Annotated in this window: 16 protein-coding genes; 10 read left to right on the top strand and 6 right to left on the bottom strand. The window is 63.6% G+C overall.

Annotated features, from left to right (window positions below):
* Positions 1–3: 3 nt before the first annotated feature.
* The 4 genes from O4220_RS23830 to O4220_RS23815 are packed head-to-tail and all read right to left on the bottom strand — an operon-like array spanning position 4 to position 2889.
* Positions 4–1233, bottom strand: coding sequence for an alpha/beta hydrolase (locus tag O4220_RS23830; protein WP_269608017.1), 1230 nt, complete (start codon positions 1231–1233; stop codon positions 4–6).
* Positions 1230–1475 carry a hypothetical protein gene (locus O4220_RS23825; protein WP_269608016.1) on the bottom strand — a complete coding sequence of 82 codons (246 nt, stop codon included), beginning with the start codon at positions 1473–1475 and terminating at the stop codon, positions 1230–1232. Before O4220_RS23825 ends, O4220_RS23830 begins: the two co-directional genes overlap by 4 nt.
* Positions 1472–2107 (bottom strand): VOC family protein, encoded by a 636-nt coding sequence (locus O4220_RS23820; protein WP_269608015.1) that lies wholly within the window; start codon positions 2105–2107, stop codon positions 1472–1474. Before O4220_RS23820 ends, O4220_RS23825 begins: the two co-directional genes overlap by 4 nt.
* Before the next feature lie 29 nt (positions 2108–2136).
* Complete coding sequence (locus O4220_RS23815; protein ID WP_269608014.1) at positions 2137–2889, bottom strand: maleate cis-trans isomerase; 753 nt, start codon at positions 2887–2889, stop codon at positions 2137–2139.
* Positions 2890–3142: 253 nt separating this feature from the next.
* Here O4220_RS23815 and O4220_RS23810 point away from each other — a divergent pair, with 253 nt between their 5' ends.
* Genes O4220_RS23810 through O4220_RS23790 form a run of 5 tightly spaced genes read left to right on the top strand, consistent with a single transcriptional unit; the run spans position 3143 to position 11531 of the window.
* Positions 3143–5245, top strand: coding sequence for a hydantoinase/oxoprolinase family protein (locus tag O4220_RS23810; RefSeq protein ID WP_269608013.1), 2103 nt, complete (start codon positions 3143–3145; stop codon positions 5243–5245).
* A 20-nt stretch (positions 5246–5265) separates the two neighbouring features.
* A complete protein-coding gene (locus O4220_RS23805; protein ID WP_269608012.1) occupies positions 5266–7587 on the top strand; it encodes a hydantoinase B/oxoprolinase family protein in 2322 nt (773 codons plus the stop codon).
* On the top strand, positions 7584–9263 hold the full coding sequence (locus O4220_RS23800) for a (2,3-dihydroxybenzoyl)adenylate synthase (RefSeq protein ID WP_269608011.1): 1680 nt from the start codon (positions 7584–7586) through the stop codon (positions 9261–9263). Before O4220_RS23805 ends, O4220_RS23800 begins: the two co-directional genes overlap by 4 nt.
* Complete coding sequence (locus O4220_RS23795; RefSeq protein ID WP_269608010.1) at positions 9260–10789, top strand: FAD-dependent monooxygenase; 1530 nt, start codon at positions 9260–9262, stop codon at positions 10787–10789. The genes O4220_RS23800 and O4220_RS23795 overlap by 4 nt, the downstream gene beginning before the upstream one ends.
* A 25-nt stretch (positions 10790–10814) precedes the next feature.
* A complete protein-coding gene (locus O4220_RS23790) occupies positions 10815–11531 on the top strand; it encodes a TetR/AcrR family transcriptional regulator (RefSeq protein ID WP_269608009.1) in 717 nt (238 codons plus the stop codon).
* 156 nt (positions 11532–11687) lie between these two features.
* Here the strand turns inward: O4220_RS23790 and O4220_RS23785 are convergent, their stop codons facing one another.
* Positions 11688–12413, bottom strand: a complete 726-nt coding sequence (locus O4220_RS23785; protein WP_269608008.1) for an SDR family oxidoreductase — start codon at positions 12411–12413, stop codon at positions 11688–11690.
* A gap of 131 nt (positions 12414–12544) precedes the next feature.
* Between O4220_RS23785 and O4220_RS23780 the strand changes: the two genes are divergently transcribed.
* A complete protein-coding gene (locus tag O4220_RS23780; RefSeq protein ID WP_269608007.1) occupies positions 12545–12961 on the top strand; it encodes a MerR family transcriptional regulator in 417 nt (138 codons plus the stop codon).
* On the opposite strand, the gene O4220_RS23775 is transcribed toward O4220_RS23780, so the two are convergent.
* Positions 12948–13814, bottom strand: a complete 867-nt coding sequence (locus tag O4220_RS23775) for an alpha/beta fold hydrolase (protein ID WP_269608006.1) — start codon at positions 13812–13814, stop codon at positions 12948–12950. The genes O4220_RS23780 and O4220_RS23775 overlap by 14 nt on opposite strands.
* 165 nt (positions 13815–13979) lie before the next feature.
* Here O4220_RS23775 and O4220_RS23770 point away from each other — a divergent pair, with 165 nt between their 5' ends.
* Genes O4220_RS23770 through O4220_RS23755 form a run of 4 tightly spaced genes read left to right on the top strand, consistent with a single transcriptional unit; the run spans position 13980 to position 17342 of the window.
* The gene (locus tag O4220_RS23770; protein ID WP_269608005.1) at positions 13980–14972 is read left to right on the top strand and encodes an ABC transporter substrate-binding protein; all 993 of its coding nucleotides are present in this window, start codon (positions 13980–13982) and stop codon (positions 14970–14972) included.
* A complete protein-coding gene (locus O4220_RS23765; RefSeq protein WP_269608004.1) occupies positions 14969–15781 on the top strand; it encodes an ABC transporter permease in 813 nt (270 codons plus the stop codon). Before O4220_RS23770 ends, O4220_RS23765 begins: the two co-directional genes overlap by 4 nt.
* Complete coding sequence (locus O4220_RS23760; protein ID WP_269608003.1) at positions 15778–16551, top strand: ABC transporter permease; 774 nt, start codon at positions 15778–15780, stop codon at positions 16549–16551. Before O4220_RS23765 ends, O4220_RS23760 begins: the two co-directional genes overlap by 4 nt.
* Positions 16548–17342, top strand: coding sequence for an ABC transporter ATP-binding protein (locus O4220_RS23755; protein WP_269608002.1), 795 nt, complete (start codon positions 16548–16550; stop codon positions 17340–17342). Before O4220_RS23760 ends, O4220_RS23755 begins: the two co-directional genes overlap by 4 nt.
* Positions 17343–17440 lie beyond the last annotated feature (98 nt).

The raw sequence follows: 17440 nt of genomic DNA, 5'->3' as shown, positions 1-17440 counted from the left end.
GGGTCAGATGAAGTGTTGGGACAACCAGGCACCGATGTCGGCGGCGGCCAGAGAAGCGCCGGTGGGCGCGCCGCTCCGAATGGGGCCACCGAAGTGGGTTCCCTCGATCGCCACGCGAGTCTTGTCGACAGAGCCGAGAGCCTCGGCCATTCTCGACGCGTCCTCTGGGAAGCACGCCTGATCCCCGGTCAATTCGACGAACAACGACGGGACCGTGACCGACGGTGCACACCGGACGAAGTCGGCGTTGGAGCTCAGACCGGACCACGTCGACAACCAGGCATCCGGCGTGGACAAGCGAGCGAAACCGACGAGCCCGTAATTCGTCAGATCCGGCCGTCGACCGAACAATGAACCGTAGGGACGAGCGTTGGGGCTGAGCGACAAGTCGGTGAATCTCAGGTCCGCGTCGGTGCGATAGACGGTCAATATGCGAGGTGCCAACGCATCTCGACGGTCGGCAGGATCACGGCTTGTCTCGAAACGCCTGCGGGCGTCGGATGCTGCGGCGACCCGTGATCGCGCGAGTGCGTCCAGCCGTGCGACGCGCTCGCGCTGAGCGGCGCGATATCGCAGGACGAAGTCCTCGGGATACGAGGAACTTTCGGGTGCGGCGACAAATCCGTTTGCCTTGTCGAAGGGATCGAGTGCCGGGTCGATGGACATGGGGTCCGATTCGTCGACCACGGATGGGTCGATAAGTCGCAGCAGCAGCGCACCCTGTCCGGGGTGCGGGGCCATGAAGATCGCACCGTCCGGCGCGGGCATCTCTGCAGACGCGAGGTCGATCGGCCGACCTGCAGGCGTTTCCGTCAGCCGATCCTCGGGCGCGAGACCGGCTTGCTCGTGATAGAACGCGAACAGCGTTCCACCGCCCGAGTGCCCCAGCGTCACCACGTGATCGAACGATCGCGAGCGTAGGAACACCTGCCCGGCAGCCGCGTCGAGCAAGGCCTGCTCGTGTACCAGCGAGATGTCGTTGTTCACCGATCGCGTGCCCTGGGTCCACACCGCGTATCCGCGTGCAAGCAGTTCGGGCACGAGAACGTGGTGCGTCAGGTCCTGTCTCGGATGCATCAAGGCAACGACCGTCTCGGCACCAGGGACCGTTCGCAGCACTCCGCTCACCTTGGCACCGTCGGCGGTGCTGAGCTCGTGCGCCGAGGTCACCGTGTTCGACGGGGCCTCGGCGGCATCGATGTACCGGCCTGCACCGAGGCGGGCCTGAGTCATGACTTCTCGACGCGCAGAGCGTCTTTGTCCCACTGCGTGATTCGAGAGTCGGACAGGCCCGAGACACTGCTGTACCAGACGGCGTGCCTGCATCCGGTGGCCCGACGGTCGATGACGATGTCGCCGTCCGAGACTATGCGGAAGTACGGGCCGACGTGGTCGACGCGTACGGCTGGGTCGACGTCGGCCACCGATGCGATAGTGGTGTTCTCGGGAATGTCGAGTACGTACAACGTGGTCACGAAACCCCCACCTCGTGCTCGGCCGACCAGTCGGCCGCACGTTCGACGATCAGCTCGGCCTTGCGGGTCAACAGGTTCGCCATACTCGGGTCGGGTCCGCGAACAACGTCGATCAAGGCGTCGATCGTCAGGTTCGCGTCGAGATCTTCCTGCGGCGTGACCGGACGCATCGCGCGGGTGAGCTCGATCATGTAGCCGTTGGGATCGTGCGTGTAGATGGACTCGATCGTCTCGTGTTGAATCTGCATCTCCACGGGCCAGTCGCTGCCGTCCAGCCGCCGCCGATATTCCATCAGGTCTTCTTCGCTGTCGACGTGGATTGCCAGGTGACGCGAGCGGATGAAGAAGATCGGCACGTCCTCGGCGAACCGTGAGTACGAATCGCCCTGTGGTCCACCGTCGAACGGGTCGAGGCCGAAGTAGTAGAAGAAGGCGAGTCGATCGTCGTTGCCGATGTCGAAGAAGAAATGGATGAAGTCGGGATGCTTCTCCGGGCCCCACCCTGCTGCGCAAATGGAGTGGACGACGGGGAACCCGAGTACGTCGCGGTAGAACTCGACCGTCGCCGCCGGATCGAACGTGGGGTAGGCGACGTGGTCGACGCCCCGGACCTTGTGTGGCAAGTCGGACATGAAGATTTCCTCTCTACGAAAGTGACGATCTAGGACGTGAGGACGGCGTCTGCCCGGAGCAGTGAGCCGGCGTCCGGTAGATCGACGGGTAGGCCCAACGCACGGAGCAGGCTGTAGGCACCTGCCGTCGCGGCCGACAGAACGGGGATTCCGAATTCGTCTTCCGCTGCCTGAACGAGCGGTAGTGACGGCATCTGGACGCACGCGGAAATCACCAGAGCGTCGGCACCCGTGAGATCCAACGACCGCGCCGCGTCCATGACTCGTTCGCCTGGGATGCAGCCGACTTCGGCGTTGTCGGACACCTCGAGCGCACGCCAATCGAGTACACGAATGCCTTCGGCCTCGATGTACTCGACCACCTTCTCCGCGAGCGGTCGCATGTACGGCGTCACGAGAACGATGTTCTTCGCGTCCAGAGCCCCCAGGCCTTCCACGAGAGCGCCGGCACTCGACCTGACGGCTGCATTGGATCCGCCCGTGGCAAGTTGTTCCGCGATGAGCCCCTCGACCCGTTGGTGTTCCCCGGGTCCCGCGACCATGAGGGCGACGAGGCACGCGTAGAGAACGGCGTCGATTCCGGCATCGCCCAACTCGAGGATGCACCGTTCGCGCTGGGCATTCATGGCCCGCAATTGCTCCGGCGACACGGCCTGCATGCGCATGCGCGAGGAGTGGAACGAGAACCGGGCATCTCGATGTCGCGCCAGCAACGCGGGCATCTCCGTCTCCACAGTGACGTTGGAGCTCGGTACGACCAAGCCCACACGATGATTGCTCATGAACTGCCTTTCAGTAATTGACGCTGATGACGAGTATTCGACGTATGCGACGATTCGTCAAGCGGCCTGGAGCTGGGGAATCGAATCCGGGAGTCCGGTCGGGCAGTATCGAGGGAAGTGGCAGCACTCACATTCATGCTTGACATGTCGTCGGTCACGTCGAATACTCGACGCAGACGTAAGCAGTGTTCGAGAGTTGTTTCGCTCTCACACGCCAGAACGTCTTCGACTCGGACCTAAGGAGCACACCGGCATGACCTATGTGATCGGAGTGGACGTCGGCGGAACGTTCACGGACGCAGTACTCGACGACAGTTCCGGCACCGTGGTCGCTGCAAAAGCGCCCTCGACTCCACCCGACTATTCCCAGGGCGTCATCGACGTTCTCGAAGCGTTGGCCGAACAACTCGGATGTCCGGTGCAGGAAATGCTTGCGAACACCCACCACATCGCACACGGCACGACGTCCTCGCTCAATGCCCTGGTGATGGGCAACGTTCCGCCGGTCGGGTTCCTGACCACCAAGGGGCATCGGGATTCGATCTACATCATGAACGTCGAGGGCCGGTACCTCGGTGGCTCTCCCGAGCAACTGCAGAACGTGTTGGGACAGAGCAAGTCCCACGGTCTCGTCCCCAAGCGACACGCACTCGAGGTCACCGAACGCCTCGACCGTGACGGCACGGTCGTCGTCGCGCTGGACGAGGATTCCGCGCGCGTCGCCATCCGAAGCCTCGTCGACGACGGCGTCTCCGGAATTGCGGTCTCGCTGCTCTGGTCGTTCCGTAACCCTGTGCACGAGCAACGCATTCGCGAGCTGGTCCACGAGATCGACCCCGACATGTTCGTCTCGCTGTCCTCCGAAGTGAGCCCGCGCATTCGTGAGTTCGCGCGGAACGCGACGACGATCATGAGTACGCAGATCGGTCCGGGTTTGCGCGATTACCTCGGCTCGTTGGAGAAGAAGCTGCGTGCCCTCGACCTCGCCGGCCCATTGCTGGTGATGCAGAGCAACGGTGGTGCCGTTGCGGCAGCCGAGGCTCCGAAGAACGCCATCAGCACCGTCGGATCCGTGTTGACCGGCGGCGTGGTCGGAGCCGTGTCGCTCGGAAAGCAGCTCGGACACAAGAACATCATCGCCACCGACGTCGGCGGAACAACCTTCCTCGTCGGCCTCGTCGTGGACGGTGAGCCGGTGCGTGCGTCGAGCACCATCATCAATCATCACCCGATCAACGTGCCCACCCTGCAGGTGCACGCCATCGGATCCGGCGGCGGCGCCATCGCATGGGTGGATGCCGGCGGCAACCTCCAGATCGGACCGCACAGCGCCCAGGCGGTACCCGGGCCTGCTTGTTACGGACAGGGTGGCACCGAACCAACCAACGCCGACGCCAATCTCGTCCTCGGCATCCTCCCCGAACGCGGATTGCTCGGCGGTCGTAAACCACTCGACAAAGAGCTGGCGCGCGAGGCTATTCGACGCCGCATCGCGGAACCGCTCGGTCTGTCGATCGAGGATGCGGCGGCCGCGATCTATGCCGTACAGAACGCACAGACCGGCGATCTCCTGCGCAAGACCGTCGTCGAAGCCGGACACGATCCCCGCAACTTCGTTCTCTACGCATTCGGCGGAGCCGGACCGTCGCATTGCGCCGCCTATGCAGCCGAAGTCGGCGTCAAGGAAGTCATCGTTCCCCTCGGGCGGGTGGCATCGGCGTTCTCGGCCTACGGTCTGGCGTCGTCGAACATCGTGCTCGCGGCCGAGCTGTCCGACCCGGCGGCGATGCCGCTCGATCCTGCTCGCGCCGAAGCGAACTTCGACGGCCTCGAGAAACGCGTCCGCGAAGCCCTCGGTCGACAGGGACTGAATTTCACCAGCATCGAGGTCGAACGTGAAATCGACATGCGGTACACGATGCAGTTGGCAGAGGTAGCCACTACCATTCCCGAGGGCTCGCTGGACTCGTCGAGCGTCGCCCGTGCCTCCGATCTCTTCGAGCAGCGGTACGCAGACCTGTACGGCAAGGACAGTGGATTCCGCGAAGCCGGTATCCAAGCGATCACCTATCGCGTCCGTGCGACGGGCGTCCTACCGTTCTCGCCGACCCTCCCCGAGCTGAAGTCGGCCGACTCTGCCGACGCCTCGGTCGCTCGCATCGGTACTCGAAAGGTCAACCTGGACGGGCGAATCGGCTACGTCGAGACCGATATCTACGACTACAGCAAGCTCGCCGCCGGGCATGTGCTCGCCGGCCCCGCCATCGTCGAAGTCCCGACGACCACCGTCGTCGTCCCGCACGGCACCACCGGAACCGTCGACCGCCTCGGCAACCTCAACATCGTCGCCGGCTGAGACCACAGGAGAACCGAACCATGACATCCGCAATTCCAGGGTCCGAGATCTTCTCGTCCCGCCCCGTCGACCCCGACGCCCTCGCCCGTACCCTCCCGCCGACTCTGCCGGTGCACACCGTCACCCAGCAGCAGATCGACGATCTCGACCCGCTGACCTACGAGGTCATCCGGCACCGACTCTGGTCGGTCACCGACGAGATGGGCGAGGCACTCAAACGAATGTCGGGCTCACCCATCGTCACCGACGCGAACGACTTCGACTTCGCGATCAGTGACGAACTGGGACAAGAGGTTCAGGTGGGCCTCTACAACACCATGCTCGTCGGAGCCGTCGACCTGGCGATCTACTGGACCCTGCAGCACCGCGCCACCAACCCGGGAATCGTGGAGGGTGACATGTTCCTCTGCAACGACCCATGGGTCGGCGGGGGACTGCATCAGAGTGACGTCATCGTCTACCAGCCCATCTTTCACGAGGGCAAGCTGTTCGCCTGGACCAGCGCGATCTGCCACGAACCCGACCTCGGCGGTTCCGGACTCGGATCGTTCGACCCGTCGGCGAAAGACGTGTTCTCCGAGTCGCTTCCGACTCCACCGGTAAAGGTCGTCCGCGACTACGAGCTACAGCGCGACGTCGCCGATCTCTGGGTTCGACGCTCCCGTGTTCCCATGCTGGTCGGGCTGGATCTGCGCGCCAAGATCGGCGCGAACACCGTAGGCCGCAACCGCATGCTGGCCGTCATCGAGCAGTACGGTGCCGACACCGTCAAAGCCGTCATGAAGCGCATGATGACCGACGCCGAAGGGCGCCTTCGTAGCAAGCTCTCCTCGCTGCCCGACGGGACCTGGAAGGCCACCGGCTACCAGGACCAGTCGCACACCGGTGACCGCGAGGTGCACAAGATCACCGTCGCGATGAGCAAGACCGACGACCATCTCACGTTCGACTTCACCGGCACCGACAAGCAGACGGGCGTCATCAACTGCACGTACGCAGGTATGCGCGGCGGCGTCATGCTCGCGTTGCTTCCGATCCTCGCGGGCGACATTCCCTGGTCTGCAGGCGGATTGATGCGGTGCTTCGACTTGGTGTCCGAAGAGGGCACCATCAACAACGCGAGCTTCCCGGCGGCGGTCAGCCGTGGTCCCATCGGACCCGCATGGCTGACGGGAACACTCATCGCCGAATGCCTTTCGCAGATGCTCGACCGATCGGTCGACCTCGGCAAGAACGTGCAGGCTGCGTGCTGCGGTACCTGGGACACCGCCGTGATCGCAGGCCTCGACGAACGCGGAGAGCAACCCGTTCCGTTCCTCAACATCATGATGGAACCGATGGCAGGCGGTTACGGCGCACGCCCGACCGCCGACGGCATGGACACCGGCGGACTCTTCTGTATTCCGATGGGGCGCATCCCCGATACGGAAATGACCGAGTTCCTCTACCCGCTGCTCACACTGTGGCGTCGGGAAGAACCCGACTCCGGTGGACCCGGTCGTCAACGCGGTGGCGTGAGTGCATCGCTCGCGGTCACGCCGTACGGCACTTCGCTCCCGATGGGCCTCGTCCTCGCCTCGGCGGGTAAAGCAGTGGCGCAGAACAACGGACTCGCCGGCGGATACCCCGGCAACACCGGACTCGAAATTCTGGCGCGCAGTACCGACGTCATCGAGCAGTTCGCGGCAGGAAAGATCCCCGGTGCCCTGGAAGATCTGGGCGGCGGAAAGGAATTCGGAGCCTGCTACGCCGAAAGCTATGTCGCTCCCGGCGAGGTGCTGTACATGCACTGGCAGGGCGGCGGCGGTTACGGAGATCCGTTGCATCGCGATCCGGCGGCGGTCAGCGTCGATCTGCGTGAAGGAAAGGTCACTACCGACGGTGCCAGTGAGGTCTATGGCGTGGTGATCGACGACGGAAAGGTCGACGAGGCGGCAACTACCGCGCGACGTCGGGACATGATCGACGAACGGCGCACGCGTTCCACCCAGCACTCCGACGCTCCCATCATGGATCTCTCGCTGGCCAGACGTCTCGACGACAACCTGTCCGAGGTGACAGTCGGGGACGTTCGGGTCATCGCCTGTGCACAGTGCGGTCGACTGCTCGGTGACGAGAAGACCAGCGGCGTATTGGATCTGGCTCGCTACGAGGGGCCGTCCTCGGCGGCGGGGCCGCAGGTGACGTCGGATCCGTCCATCTACGTCGACACGCCCATCGTGTTCCGTCAGCTGTGCTGCCCGGGATGCTGGACGGCCGTGTACTCGGGAATCGTCCCGGCCGATCACCCTGATCATTCACTGGAGATCTCACGATTGCTCCCGGCGGTGGCCGAACGATGACGGTGACCACCGACGCGACCCACTCGGACTGGGACGGCCGGCTGGTGGGATACCCGGAGGATCGCGCGCAGCAGTACCGCCGGAGTGGTTCGTGGAGTTCACTTCCCACCAGCCGCCGGTTCCGCGACATCGCTGTTCGGTTTCCCGACAGGGTCGCGATCATCAGCGCCGAGGGGTCGATGACGTTCGCCGAACTCGACCGTCGGACCGATGCCATCGCTGCGGGCTTGGTGCGACTGGGGCTGACGCGCCTGGACCCTGTGTTGTTCCAACTGACGAACCGGCTGGAGACGGTGCTGGCCTGGTACGGCTGCGTCAAGGCCGGACTGGTTCCGGTCGCCACACTGGCCGCGCACCGAATGCACGAGATCGCGCACATCGGTGCCGCGGTGGGCGCGGTCGCGCATATCGTCGAGGCCGGCCTGCCGTCGTTCGATCTGGTCTCGTTCGCCCACGAACATGCCGCGGGCAGCGAGACCGTTCGCCACGTGGTCACAGTCGGGGCGGTGGACACCGACGAACTGCGCGTGGAGGACCTCGGTCTCGACATCGATCCCACCGAGGCCCGAGCTCTCGTCGACGCCATCGAGGCCGAGACGGATCCCGAGGATGTAGTTGCATTCCAATTGTCCGGCGGGACAACGGGAGTGCCCAAGGTCATTCCGCGGATTCATGCCGAGTACTGGAACAACGCACTCATGTACGCACAACGGCTCGAATGGACCGCGGACAGCCGCGTCGCTCATCTGATTCCCATCGTGCACAACGCAGGGATTGCCTGCGGTCTGCACGCCTCGCATTCGGTCGGTGCGTGCCTCGTACTCGCGACCGCCGACGTCGGATCGGCGTTCGACCTGATGGAGCGCGCGGAAGCCACCGAGGTGTTGATCGGCCACGGTCACTACCAGGCCGTGTCGAGTCCCGAGTTCGATCGCGTGCGTGAGCGTCTGCGGCACGTGATCCTGTCCGGTGCCAAAGTGTCACCGGCGCTGATGGACCGCGTCGACGACGGCGGAGATCATTGGGCGGGTCAGCTGTTCGGGATGTCCGAGGGGCTGCTCACCGTCACCCCGGTCGCCGCCCCTCGCGACGCTCGAATCACCACCGTCGGAACGCCTGTCTGCGCGGAGGACGAGGTGCGCATTCTCGATCCCGGCACGGAGATCGACCTACCCGACGGGGAAGTCGGTGAACTGTGTTGCCGAGGCCCGTACACGATCACCGGGTATTTCGGTGCACCCGAGCACAATCGAACGGCCTTCACCTCCGACGGCTTCTACCGGACCGGCGATCTGGCGTCGATCTCCGTCGTCGACGGGGAGCGGTACGTCACGATCGAGGGGCGCATCAAAGACCTCATCAACCGCGGCGGCGAGAAGATCAACGCCGAGGAAGTAGAGCTTCTTCTGCTCGACCATCCGGCCATCGTGGGCGCGGCCGTCGTCGCGATGCCCGACCCTCGACTCGGCGAGAAGACGTGCGCGTATCTCGTCACCGACGGGGCCCCGTTGACGATGGCCGACGTGCAGGACCATCTCACGAGACTCGGTGTGGCCAAGTTCAAATGGCCGGAGCGCCTCGAATGGCTCGACGCGCTTCCCCGAACCAACGTCAACAAGATCGACAAGAAGCGTTTGCGGCTGGACATCGCCGCGAAGCTCGAGAGGCAACGATGAAACTCGACCGCGTCGCAGTCATCGGCGGGGGCCCCGGTGGCCTCTACGCCGCACGACTGCTGAAACTGTCCAACCCCTCCGCGGAGATCACCGTCTACGAACAGAGTTCACCGGACACCACGTTCGGGTTCGGAGTCGGCCTCGCCTCACGGACGCAGCGGAATCTACGTCAGGCCGACGCTGCATCACTCGATGCAATTGTTGCTCAGGCGTACTCACACGAGATGTCGATGCAGGTGGGGGAGTCGATTGCCCGCTTGGCCCACGGTGATCTGCTCGCTGTGGCCCGCACCTCGCTGCTGTCCGTCCTGCAGGAGCAAGCGCGTGATGCAGGGGTTCGGCTCGAATTCGGCGAACGCCGTGAACCGGGCGATCTCGATGTCGACCTCGTCATCGCCGCGGACGGAATCAACAGCGCAACGCGAACTGCAGACCCGGGGTTCGGCACCGACATCAGCACCGGAACCGGCCTCTACCTCTGGTGTGGAACGGATTTCGCACTGGCAAGCGCCATTTTCGTACCCGTCACCACCGAGCACGGCACTTTCGTCGCACACGCGTATCCCTATGCGCCGGATCGCAGTACGTTCCTGATCGAGACGGATCTCGACACGTGGCACCGCGCGGGCTTCGACGTCACGACGGCTGCCACCGATCCGACCGACAGTGACGAGACGTCGTTGCGCTACCTCGAGACGGCCTTTGCCGACACGCTCCGGAATCACAGGCTCATCGGAAACCGGACCAGGTGGATGCAGTTCCGAACCGTCAAGTGCCGAAAGTGGTCGGTGGACAACGTCGTTCTCCTCGGCGACGCCGCCCACACAGCCCATTACTCGATCGGATCGGGAACGAAGCTGGCCATGGAAGACGCCATCGCTCTCGATGCTGCACTGGCGTCGGCTGCGACCGTCGGCGATGCCCTCACCGAGTACGAACGGGTGCGTCGCCCCGCAGTCGAACACCTCCAGCAGATTGCCGTGCGCAGTGAACAGTGGTGGGAGTCCTTCCCGCAACGGACGGATCTGCCCGTGGAGCAACTGATGGTGGCGTACATGACGCGCGCCGGAAAGGTCGGCCTGGAGCGGTTTCTCGAATCTGCTCCCGAGGTGGCGTGGAAGGGAATCGCCAGCTACGCGCAGGTTCCCGCAGATTCGGAGATTCCTGTCGACGTGTCTCGCTGGATCCTCTCGCGGCCCGTCGAACATGGTGGGCGGCTATTTCCCGACCGATTCGCCCCGTCCGATCTTCGCGAAGAGACGACGACAACGGTGGTCTCGGTGGACGTCGAATCTGCGTGGAACGAGAAGGCCACGGCCATCGTCGACGAGTGCAGGGCAAGCTCCACGGTGTGGCTGACCGGGTCCGGCGAGCGTGATCACGTCCTGACCCGACTCGATGTCGCGGAGCGAATGATGCGCAGCACCAGAGCACTCGTCGTTGTCGACGTACCGGAAGAGTGGATGTCCGACGCGGTGGCAGGTCTGGTCGGTGCGCGCACCCACCTCGTGTCTGTCGGTCGTTGACGAGCGCGACGGTTATTCTTCGGTCATGACACGCGAGGACTCACAGCGAGGAGCGGCGCGTAATCCGCGTCGGGAGCTGGTCGAGAAGCAGATTCTCGATCACGCCACGCGGTTGTTCGCGGAGAAGGGCTTTGCCAGCACGACCCTCCAGGACATCGCCGACGCAACGGGCCTCACCCGGCCGGCGCTCTATCATTACGTCGCGAACAAGGACGAGTTGCTGTCGCGCCTGATCAGCGAGAGCACCGAGACGCCTGCCGCAGTTCTGCACCAGATCAACGAGCGATCCGACCTCGATCCCACCGAGAAGCTTCGCAAGATGGCCACCGCGATCGCCCTGAACCAAGCTGAAACCGCCGACCGCTTCAAGCTCATCATCAGGTCGGAAGCCGACCTGCCCGAGAGGATTTCGCGGACCTACCAGCGCAGTCGTCGACACGTCCTCAAGGAGTTCGTGACGGTCGTCGAAAGCGGCGTCAAGGCAGGGGAGTTCAGGCCGGTCGACCCGCGTACTGCGGCACTCGGCATCATCGGCATGCTGAACTGGGTTGCCTGGTGGCATCAGAGCGGCGATGCCGACGCCGATCGGAGCGTGGCCGTCCAACTCGCCGACATGGCACTGCGCACCGTTGCCCAGGACAACGGCAAGCCCGTCGTACCCGAGGGGCCCGAACGGGCCATCTCCATGCTCCGCGAGGACCTCGACTACCTCGAACGCATTCTGGCTCGGGATCGAACCTAGGCGAGCGTGAAAAGAGCGGCTCCGTAGTGCGACACCTCGCCGCTCACATCCCTTCCGCCTTGACCGAACGGTTCGGTGCACCCCACAGTTCTCGGATCGAATCCGTATGGCCCCGCCCAGTGCCTTTCGGTTGGGGGTCGGGAGTTGGGATGGAAGTCAGTTCGCTCCGAGTAGTTCGGCCATCTGTGCATAGAAAGCTGCGGGATCGCCGGCGAGAGAGGACTTCACCATAGCGGTCCATTCGTCGACGATGATTTCGATGGAGCCGGCCGCCAGACCGTTCAGGGCGGCACGCGGCACTGTGCGGGGATCGATCTTCGGTCCGTCGTAGCCGGCGGCGATGTCGGTATCTGCAGCGCCGAGAAGTACGCCCTGTACGAATGTTCCCTGCGGTGCAAGTTCCAGGCGTACACCGTTCGTCATGTTCCATTCGGCGGCCTTCGCGGCAGAGTAGGCCCCGGATCCCGTTGTGGCGAACCAAGATAGAGCCGACAAGATATTGACGATCGAGCCGCCACCCTGTGTTGCGAGTACCGGGGCGAATGCCCGAATGACGTGCAGTGTGCCCCAGAAGTGTGTGTCCATCTCGCGTCGAACCTCGGTTAGGTCACCGGTGACGAGCGCGGCGCCGGTGGAGATGCCCGCATTGTTGACGAGCAGTGTGACATCGGACGCCGTCGACGCCGCCGCTCTCACCGATTCGCTGTCGAGCAAGTCGAGCGCCAACGGCACCACCCGGTTGTCGTCGAAGTCGAGCATTTCGGGTTTGCGAGCTGACGCGTAGATTTTCTCCGCACCTCGATCGAGCAGTTCGAGGACGAAGTGACGGCCGATGCCACGGTTGGCTCCGGTGACGAGGGCGATCTGGTCGGAGAAGTCCATGGGGACCTTGCTTTCTTCGCGAATTTCCGTTTTTTCGGTCCTGATCGGTCCGACATCGACAAGGCTAAAACTTCACGTTAACGTCAAGGGCAAGTCCAAGAACCGAAATGTTGCTCCGAGGGAGACACTGGATGCGTATAGGCGAGGTGGCACACCTGGCAGGAGTGAGCACGCGAGCTCTTCGCTACTACGAAGAGCAGGGCTTGCTGGAGTCCGAACGTACCTCCAGCGAACAACGCGTCTACCCTGAGTCTGCCGTCGAGCGCGTGAAGTTACTCCAGCAACTTTTCTCCGCTGGTCTTTCGAGTCGGAAGATTCTGCAACTACTGCCGTGTATAGACAGCGGCCAGAGCTCGCCCGAGGCCTTCGAGATCATGAGAGTCGAACGAGACCGAATCACCGCGGCCATGGCCGATCTGGCCGCCACGCGTGACGTCCTCGATCGGATGATCGACATTGCACACAACCCGACACCCGAACACTGTCCTGCGCTTCGAGACACCCCATGGGCACCGTTCGAGGCCGACGCATCTGCTACGCGTCGGTGAACTGCCCGACTCCTTCTGGCTCCGCGTCGATTGCTTCGTCGATCGTTTCTCCCACTGCAGCCGCACCGACCGCAGTCATGATCGTCCCGGCGTGATCGAGTCCCGGCATCGGGGTGATGGATGTCAGGTCGAGTGCTTCGATATCCTGCGGCGAGTACATTGGTGCCGAGTTTGCCCCAACGCTCCACTGCGCGTGCAGGAATCGAATCGGCATCGTCAATTCCCGGAATCGCGATTCGCCGAAGAACACGTCCGTGGCGTCGGCGACGACCGCGGCGGACGACAGGCGAATCGATCCGTCGGCCAGATCGTGTTCGGCGTACGTCCGAAGCAGCGGATCGGCCGGGTCGAGTAGCGGCAGTGACGTCGACACCAAGAACTCGATGTAATCGTCGATGTCGTTCCACTGCTGCTGAGTTCGAGCGATCTTATCCGCGAACACAGCCCCAACGGTCTCCTGCGTGAGACCGGCGGGCGGAGCCACCGGAACGCCACCGTCGACAAGAACGAGACTCTTCACCCGGGACGGATACCGGGCTGCGAATTCGACTGCCACGAATCCACCCATGGACATTCCGCACACGTGCACGCAGTCGAGTCCCAGAGCATTCAGGACGGCGTCGAGGTCGTCCGAGTGCTGTGTCAGCGATGACGGTCCCGCGACGTCCACGCTGTCACCTCGGCCGCGCAGATCCGGTGCGACGAGGGTTAGGTGCGGCGACTCCGCGTGCAGCCAACTCCAGAGCATGCGCTGGCTGGACACCCCGTGCACCATGAGGACGGGCTCACTGGTCCCGGTGTGAGTTTCCACGACGATGTCTCCGCCGGATACCGGTACTCGATCGATTGTCATGTCTGCAGACAGTATGGGAAGCCTCCCGACGGCGGGATGGATTACCTCCACACTGTGTGACCCAAGATGTGGATGGATGATCCGTATCGCACTGTGTCCTTCGTCACTATCGTCACTTTTCGACGCTGTAGTAGGCAGCGGGTCCGAGCCAACCGAAGGTGATCGATGATGATTCCACTGCGCCGACATGTCCGAACGCGATCGATTGCCGCGACCGCGGGTGTCCTTCTGGCGCTGACCGCGACCGCATGCGGTGGAACGCAAGCCGCGCCGGCGGCGTCGGAGAACGGTCTGACCACCGTCCGCCTGGGTAATGTTCAACTGTCCGACTACGCCGCGGTGTTGTTGGGTGTCGACCAGGGCATCTTCGAGCGCAACGGGTTGAACATCGAGCTCGTCGACATTACGCCGGCGGACCTGGTCGGTGGTCTCCTGAGCGGGCAGGTCGACATGAACCCCAACACCGGTCCCGGTGCGGTGATGGCGGCCGGGAAGGGGATCCCTCTGGCGGTGGTCGGCGGCGTCTCCACGTTCGAGGCCGGCCCGGATGGGCGCACCGGATCGACACTGCTGGTCAAGGCCAACAGTTCGATTCGGACGGCCGCAGACCTGGAAGGCAAGACGGTCGGGGTCAACCTGCTCGCGTCGGCATCCGAGTACGGGGTCCGAGGTGTCGTCGACCAAGCGGGGGGCGACGGCAGCGGCGTATCGATCATCGAGGTTCCGTTCTCCGCCATGGGCGAGTCACTGACCGCGGATCGCATCGACGCCGCTCTCATCGGTGATCCCTACGCCAGCCTTCTGCTGAAGACCGGACAGTTCGAGGTACCCCTGGGCGACCCCATCGAGCAGGTCTTCGGTCCCGCGCCCCGAGTGATCGTCACCGGCACCCGCGAGTATGTCGAGACCAATCCCGAGGTGGTGGACAAGTTCCAGACCGCGCTCGACGAGTCCGTGGAGTACGCCGACTCGCACCCCGACGATATGCGCGCCGCCATGGTCGAACATTTCGGCACCCCCGCCGACACGGTGGGGGACACCGGGTACCCGGCGCTCGAAAGTCGCGTCGACGCAGCGGGAATCGACGGTATCGCCACCATTCTCCGGGAGAACGGCGCTCTCGATTCATCGGCCGACGTCAGTGGGCTGACCCGATGACCAGTGCGGCGCTACGCACCGCCCCAGTGTTTCGAGTGCGAACGGTGATGCCCTCCGCTACGCAGAAGGCGATCGCTCCGGTGGTGCTGGTGCTCGTTTGGGCTGCCCTCTCGTCGTCGGGCCTGTTCGCCGCGGACACCATCCCTGGGCCCGTTCCGGTAGCGGGCCGAATGCTGGAGATGGCGGCGACGTCCGCGTTCTGGACCGACATCGCGTCGACCATGACCGGCTGGGCCTTGGGTTTGCTGTACTCGACGATCATCGCGGTGCCGGTCGGAATACTTCTCGGGACGAGCGACTTCGCCTATCGCAGTTGCCGATTCATCATCGAGTTTCTTCGGTCGATTCCGACCCTGGGAATCATCCCGCTCGTCGCGCTCATCTACGGAACCACCCGTCAGACGGAGCTGACCGTTGTGGTCGCGGCCTGCGTGTGGCCGATCCTGCTGCAGACGATGTACGGGGTCCGAGATGTCGACGGTGCCGCGCTCGAAGCGGCTCGGTCGTATCGTCTGACCAGGTTCCAGGTCATTCGGTTCGTCATCGTTCCGTCTGCTACTCCGTTCGTGGCCACCGGTTTTCGTATCGCCGCAGTCATGGCGATGCTCCTGGCGATAGGAATCGAACTGTTGGCCGCGGTGCCCGGTATCGGCAAGACGCTCGCTCGAGCTCAGATGAACGCGCAGATGGTCGACGTCTTTGCCTTGACCCTGGTGACCGCGCTCATGGGTGTCGCCGTGCTGTATCTGTTCGCCGCGGCCGAGCGCCGGCTGTGCCGCTGGCACCCGTCGCAGAGGAGTGCGTCGTGACCCGTATCCGTTCGATTGCCGTCGAAGCCTGGCTGCCTGTTCTTATCGTCGGGGTGTGGTGGTTCGCGTCGAGCAACAGTTCGTCGTTCTACTTTCCGCCGCTCAGCGAGATCATGTCGCGGTTCGCGAACCTGTGGTTCTCAGATCAGTTCGCGGTCCACGTGGTGCCGAGTCTTCGAAACTTCGGCATCGGATTCGTCCTGGGCGTCACCGTCGGAATTCTGTGCGGACTTGCCTTGGGCACTATGCCGCAGACGTATCGCGCTCTGTCTCCTACACTCGAATTCATTCGGGCCACACCGGTTATCGCTTTGATTCCGTTGACGATCGTGCTGCTCGGCACGGACGTCGTGCAGAAGGTGGCCATCATCGCCTTCGCGTGCATGTGGCCGACGTTGCTCAACACCGTCGACGGAGTCCGCGCCGTCGATCCACTGGTGCGAGATGTTGCCCGAAGTTACCGACTCGCTCTGTGGGATTCGAATATGCGCGTGTTCCTACGTTCCGCCACACCCCAGATCATCGCGGGAATGCGAACCAGCGTCGCCGTTGCCGTCGTGGCAATGGTGGGTAGCGAGCTGTTCGCGTCGTCCGAAGGCATCGGATATTTCGTTCTGCAGTCACAGCGCACGTATGCCATGACCGACATGTGGGCTGGACTCATCATGCTCGGACTGCTCGGCTACGGACTCAATCTTTTGTTCGCTCTATTGGAGAGAAGGACCCTTCGGTGGCATCGTCTACGACTCGAAACGACAGCAGCACAATGAACGATGGACCCACGTCCGCAGTGGCGGTTCGGAAGCTGTGCAAGACCTACGCCGGTGCAACGAGGCCAGTGTTGAGCGACGTCGACATCACAGTCGAGGAGCGTGAATTGGTCTGCATCGTAGGCCATTCCGGTACCGGAAAATCCACTCTGCTTCGCGCGATTGCGGGGTTGACATCCGCAACGGGTGAGGTGTCGGTCAACGGAAGAAAGGTCGACGGGCCACCGGCGGATCTGGCCGTCGTCTTCCAGGACTACGGACGCTCGTTGCTCCCGTGGATGCGTGTCAGAGAGAACGTGGAGCTTCCTTTGCGTCGTACCACGGGCAAGACAGAGCGGCGCCAGCGCGCCGAATCCGCCCTCGAGTCTGTCGGTCTCGAAGGTCGCGGCGATCTGTACCCGTGGGAAATGTCCGGCGGAATGCAGCAGCGTGCCGCCATCGCGCGGGCGCTCGCGTTCGAGCCCCGCGTGCTGTTGATGGACGAGCCGTTCGCGTCCGTCGATGCCCAGACCCGCGCCGATCTCGAAGACCTGACGATGAAAGTGCAACGCGAGTTCGGGATGACGGTAGTCATCGTCACCCATGACGTCGACGAAGCGGTGTACATGTCCAACAAGGTCATCGTTCTCGGGGGAGCTCCGGCATCGGTGACGGCCACCGTTCCAGTGGCACTGCCGGATTCGCGAGACCAACTGAGCACCAAGAGTTCGGAGCTCTTCGGTTCACTGCGGATGGACGTACTTCGGCGCATTCGTCCGGACCTCGCAGGTCCCGCCGTGTCGGTGGCCTGACGGATACCGAACGAGAGGCGAATCGATGACACAAGCCGCTGACACGAACACACCACGTACACATCGGAGGCTTCCTCGTTGGCGAGAGGTGGCACCGT

This window comes from Rhodococcus ruber (assembly GCF_027270735.1).
GTDB classification, from domain to species: domain Bacteria; phylum Actinomycetota; class Actinomycetes; order Mycobacteriales; family Mycobacteriaceae; genus Rhodococcoides; species Rhodococcoides rubrum_A.
The sequence above is the reverse complement of the archived record's forward strand: the minus strand, read 5'-3'. Positions and strand labels throughout refer to the sequence as shown.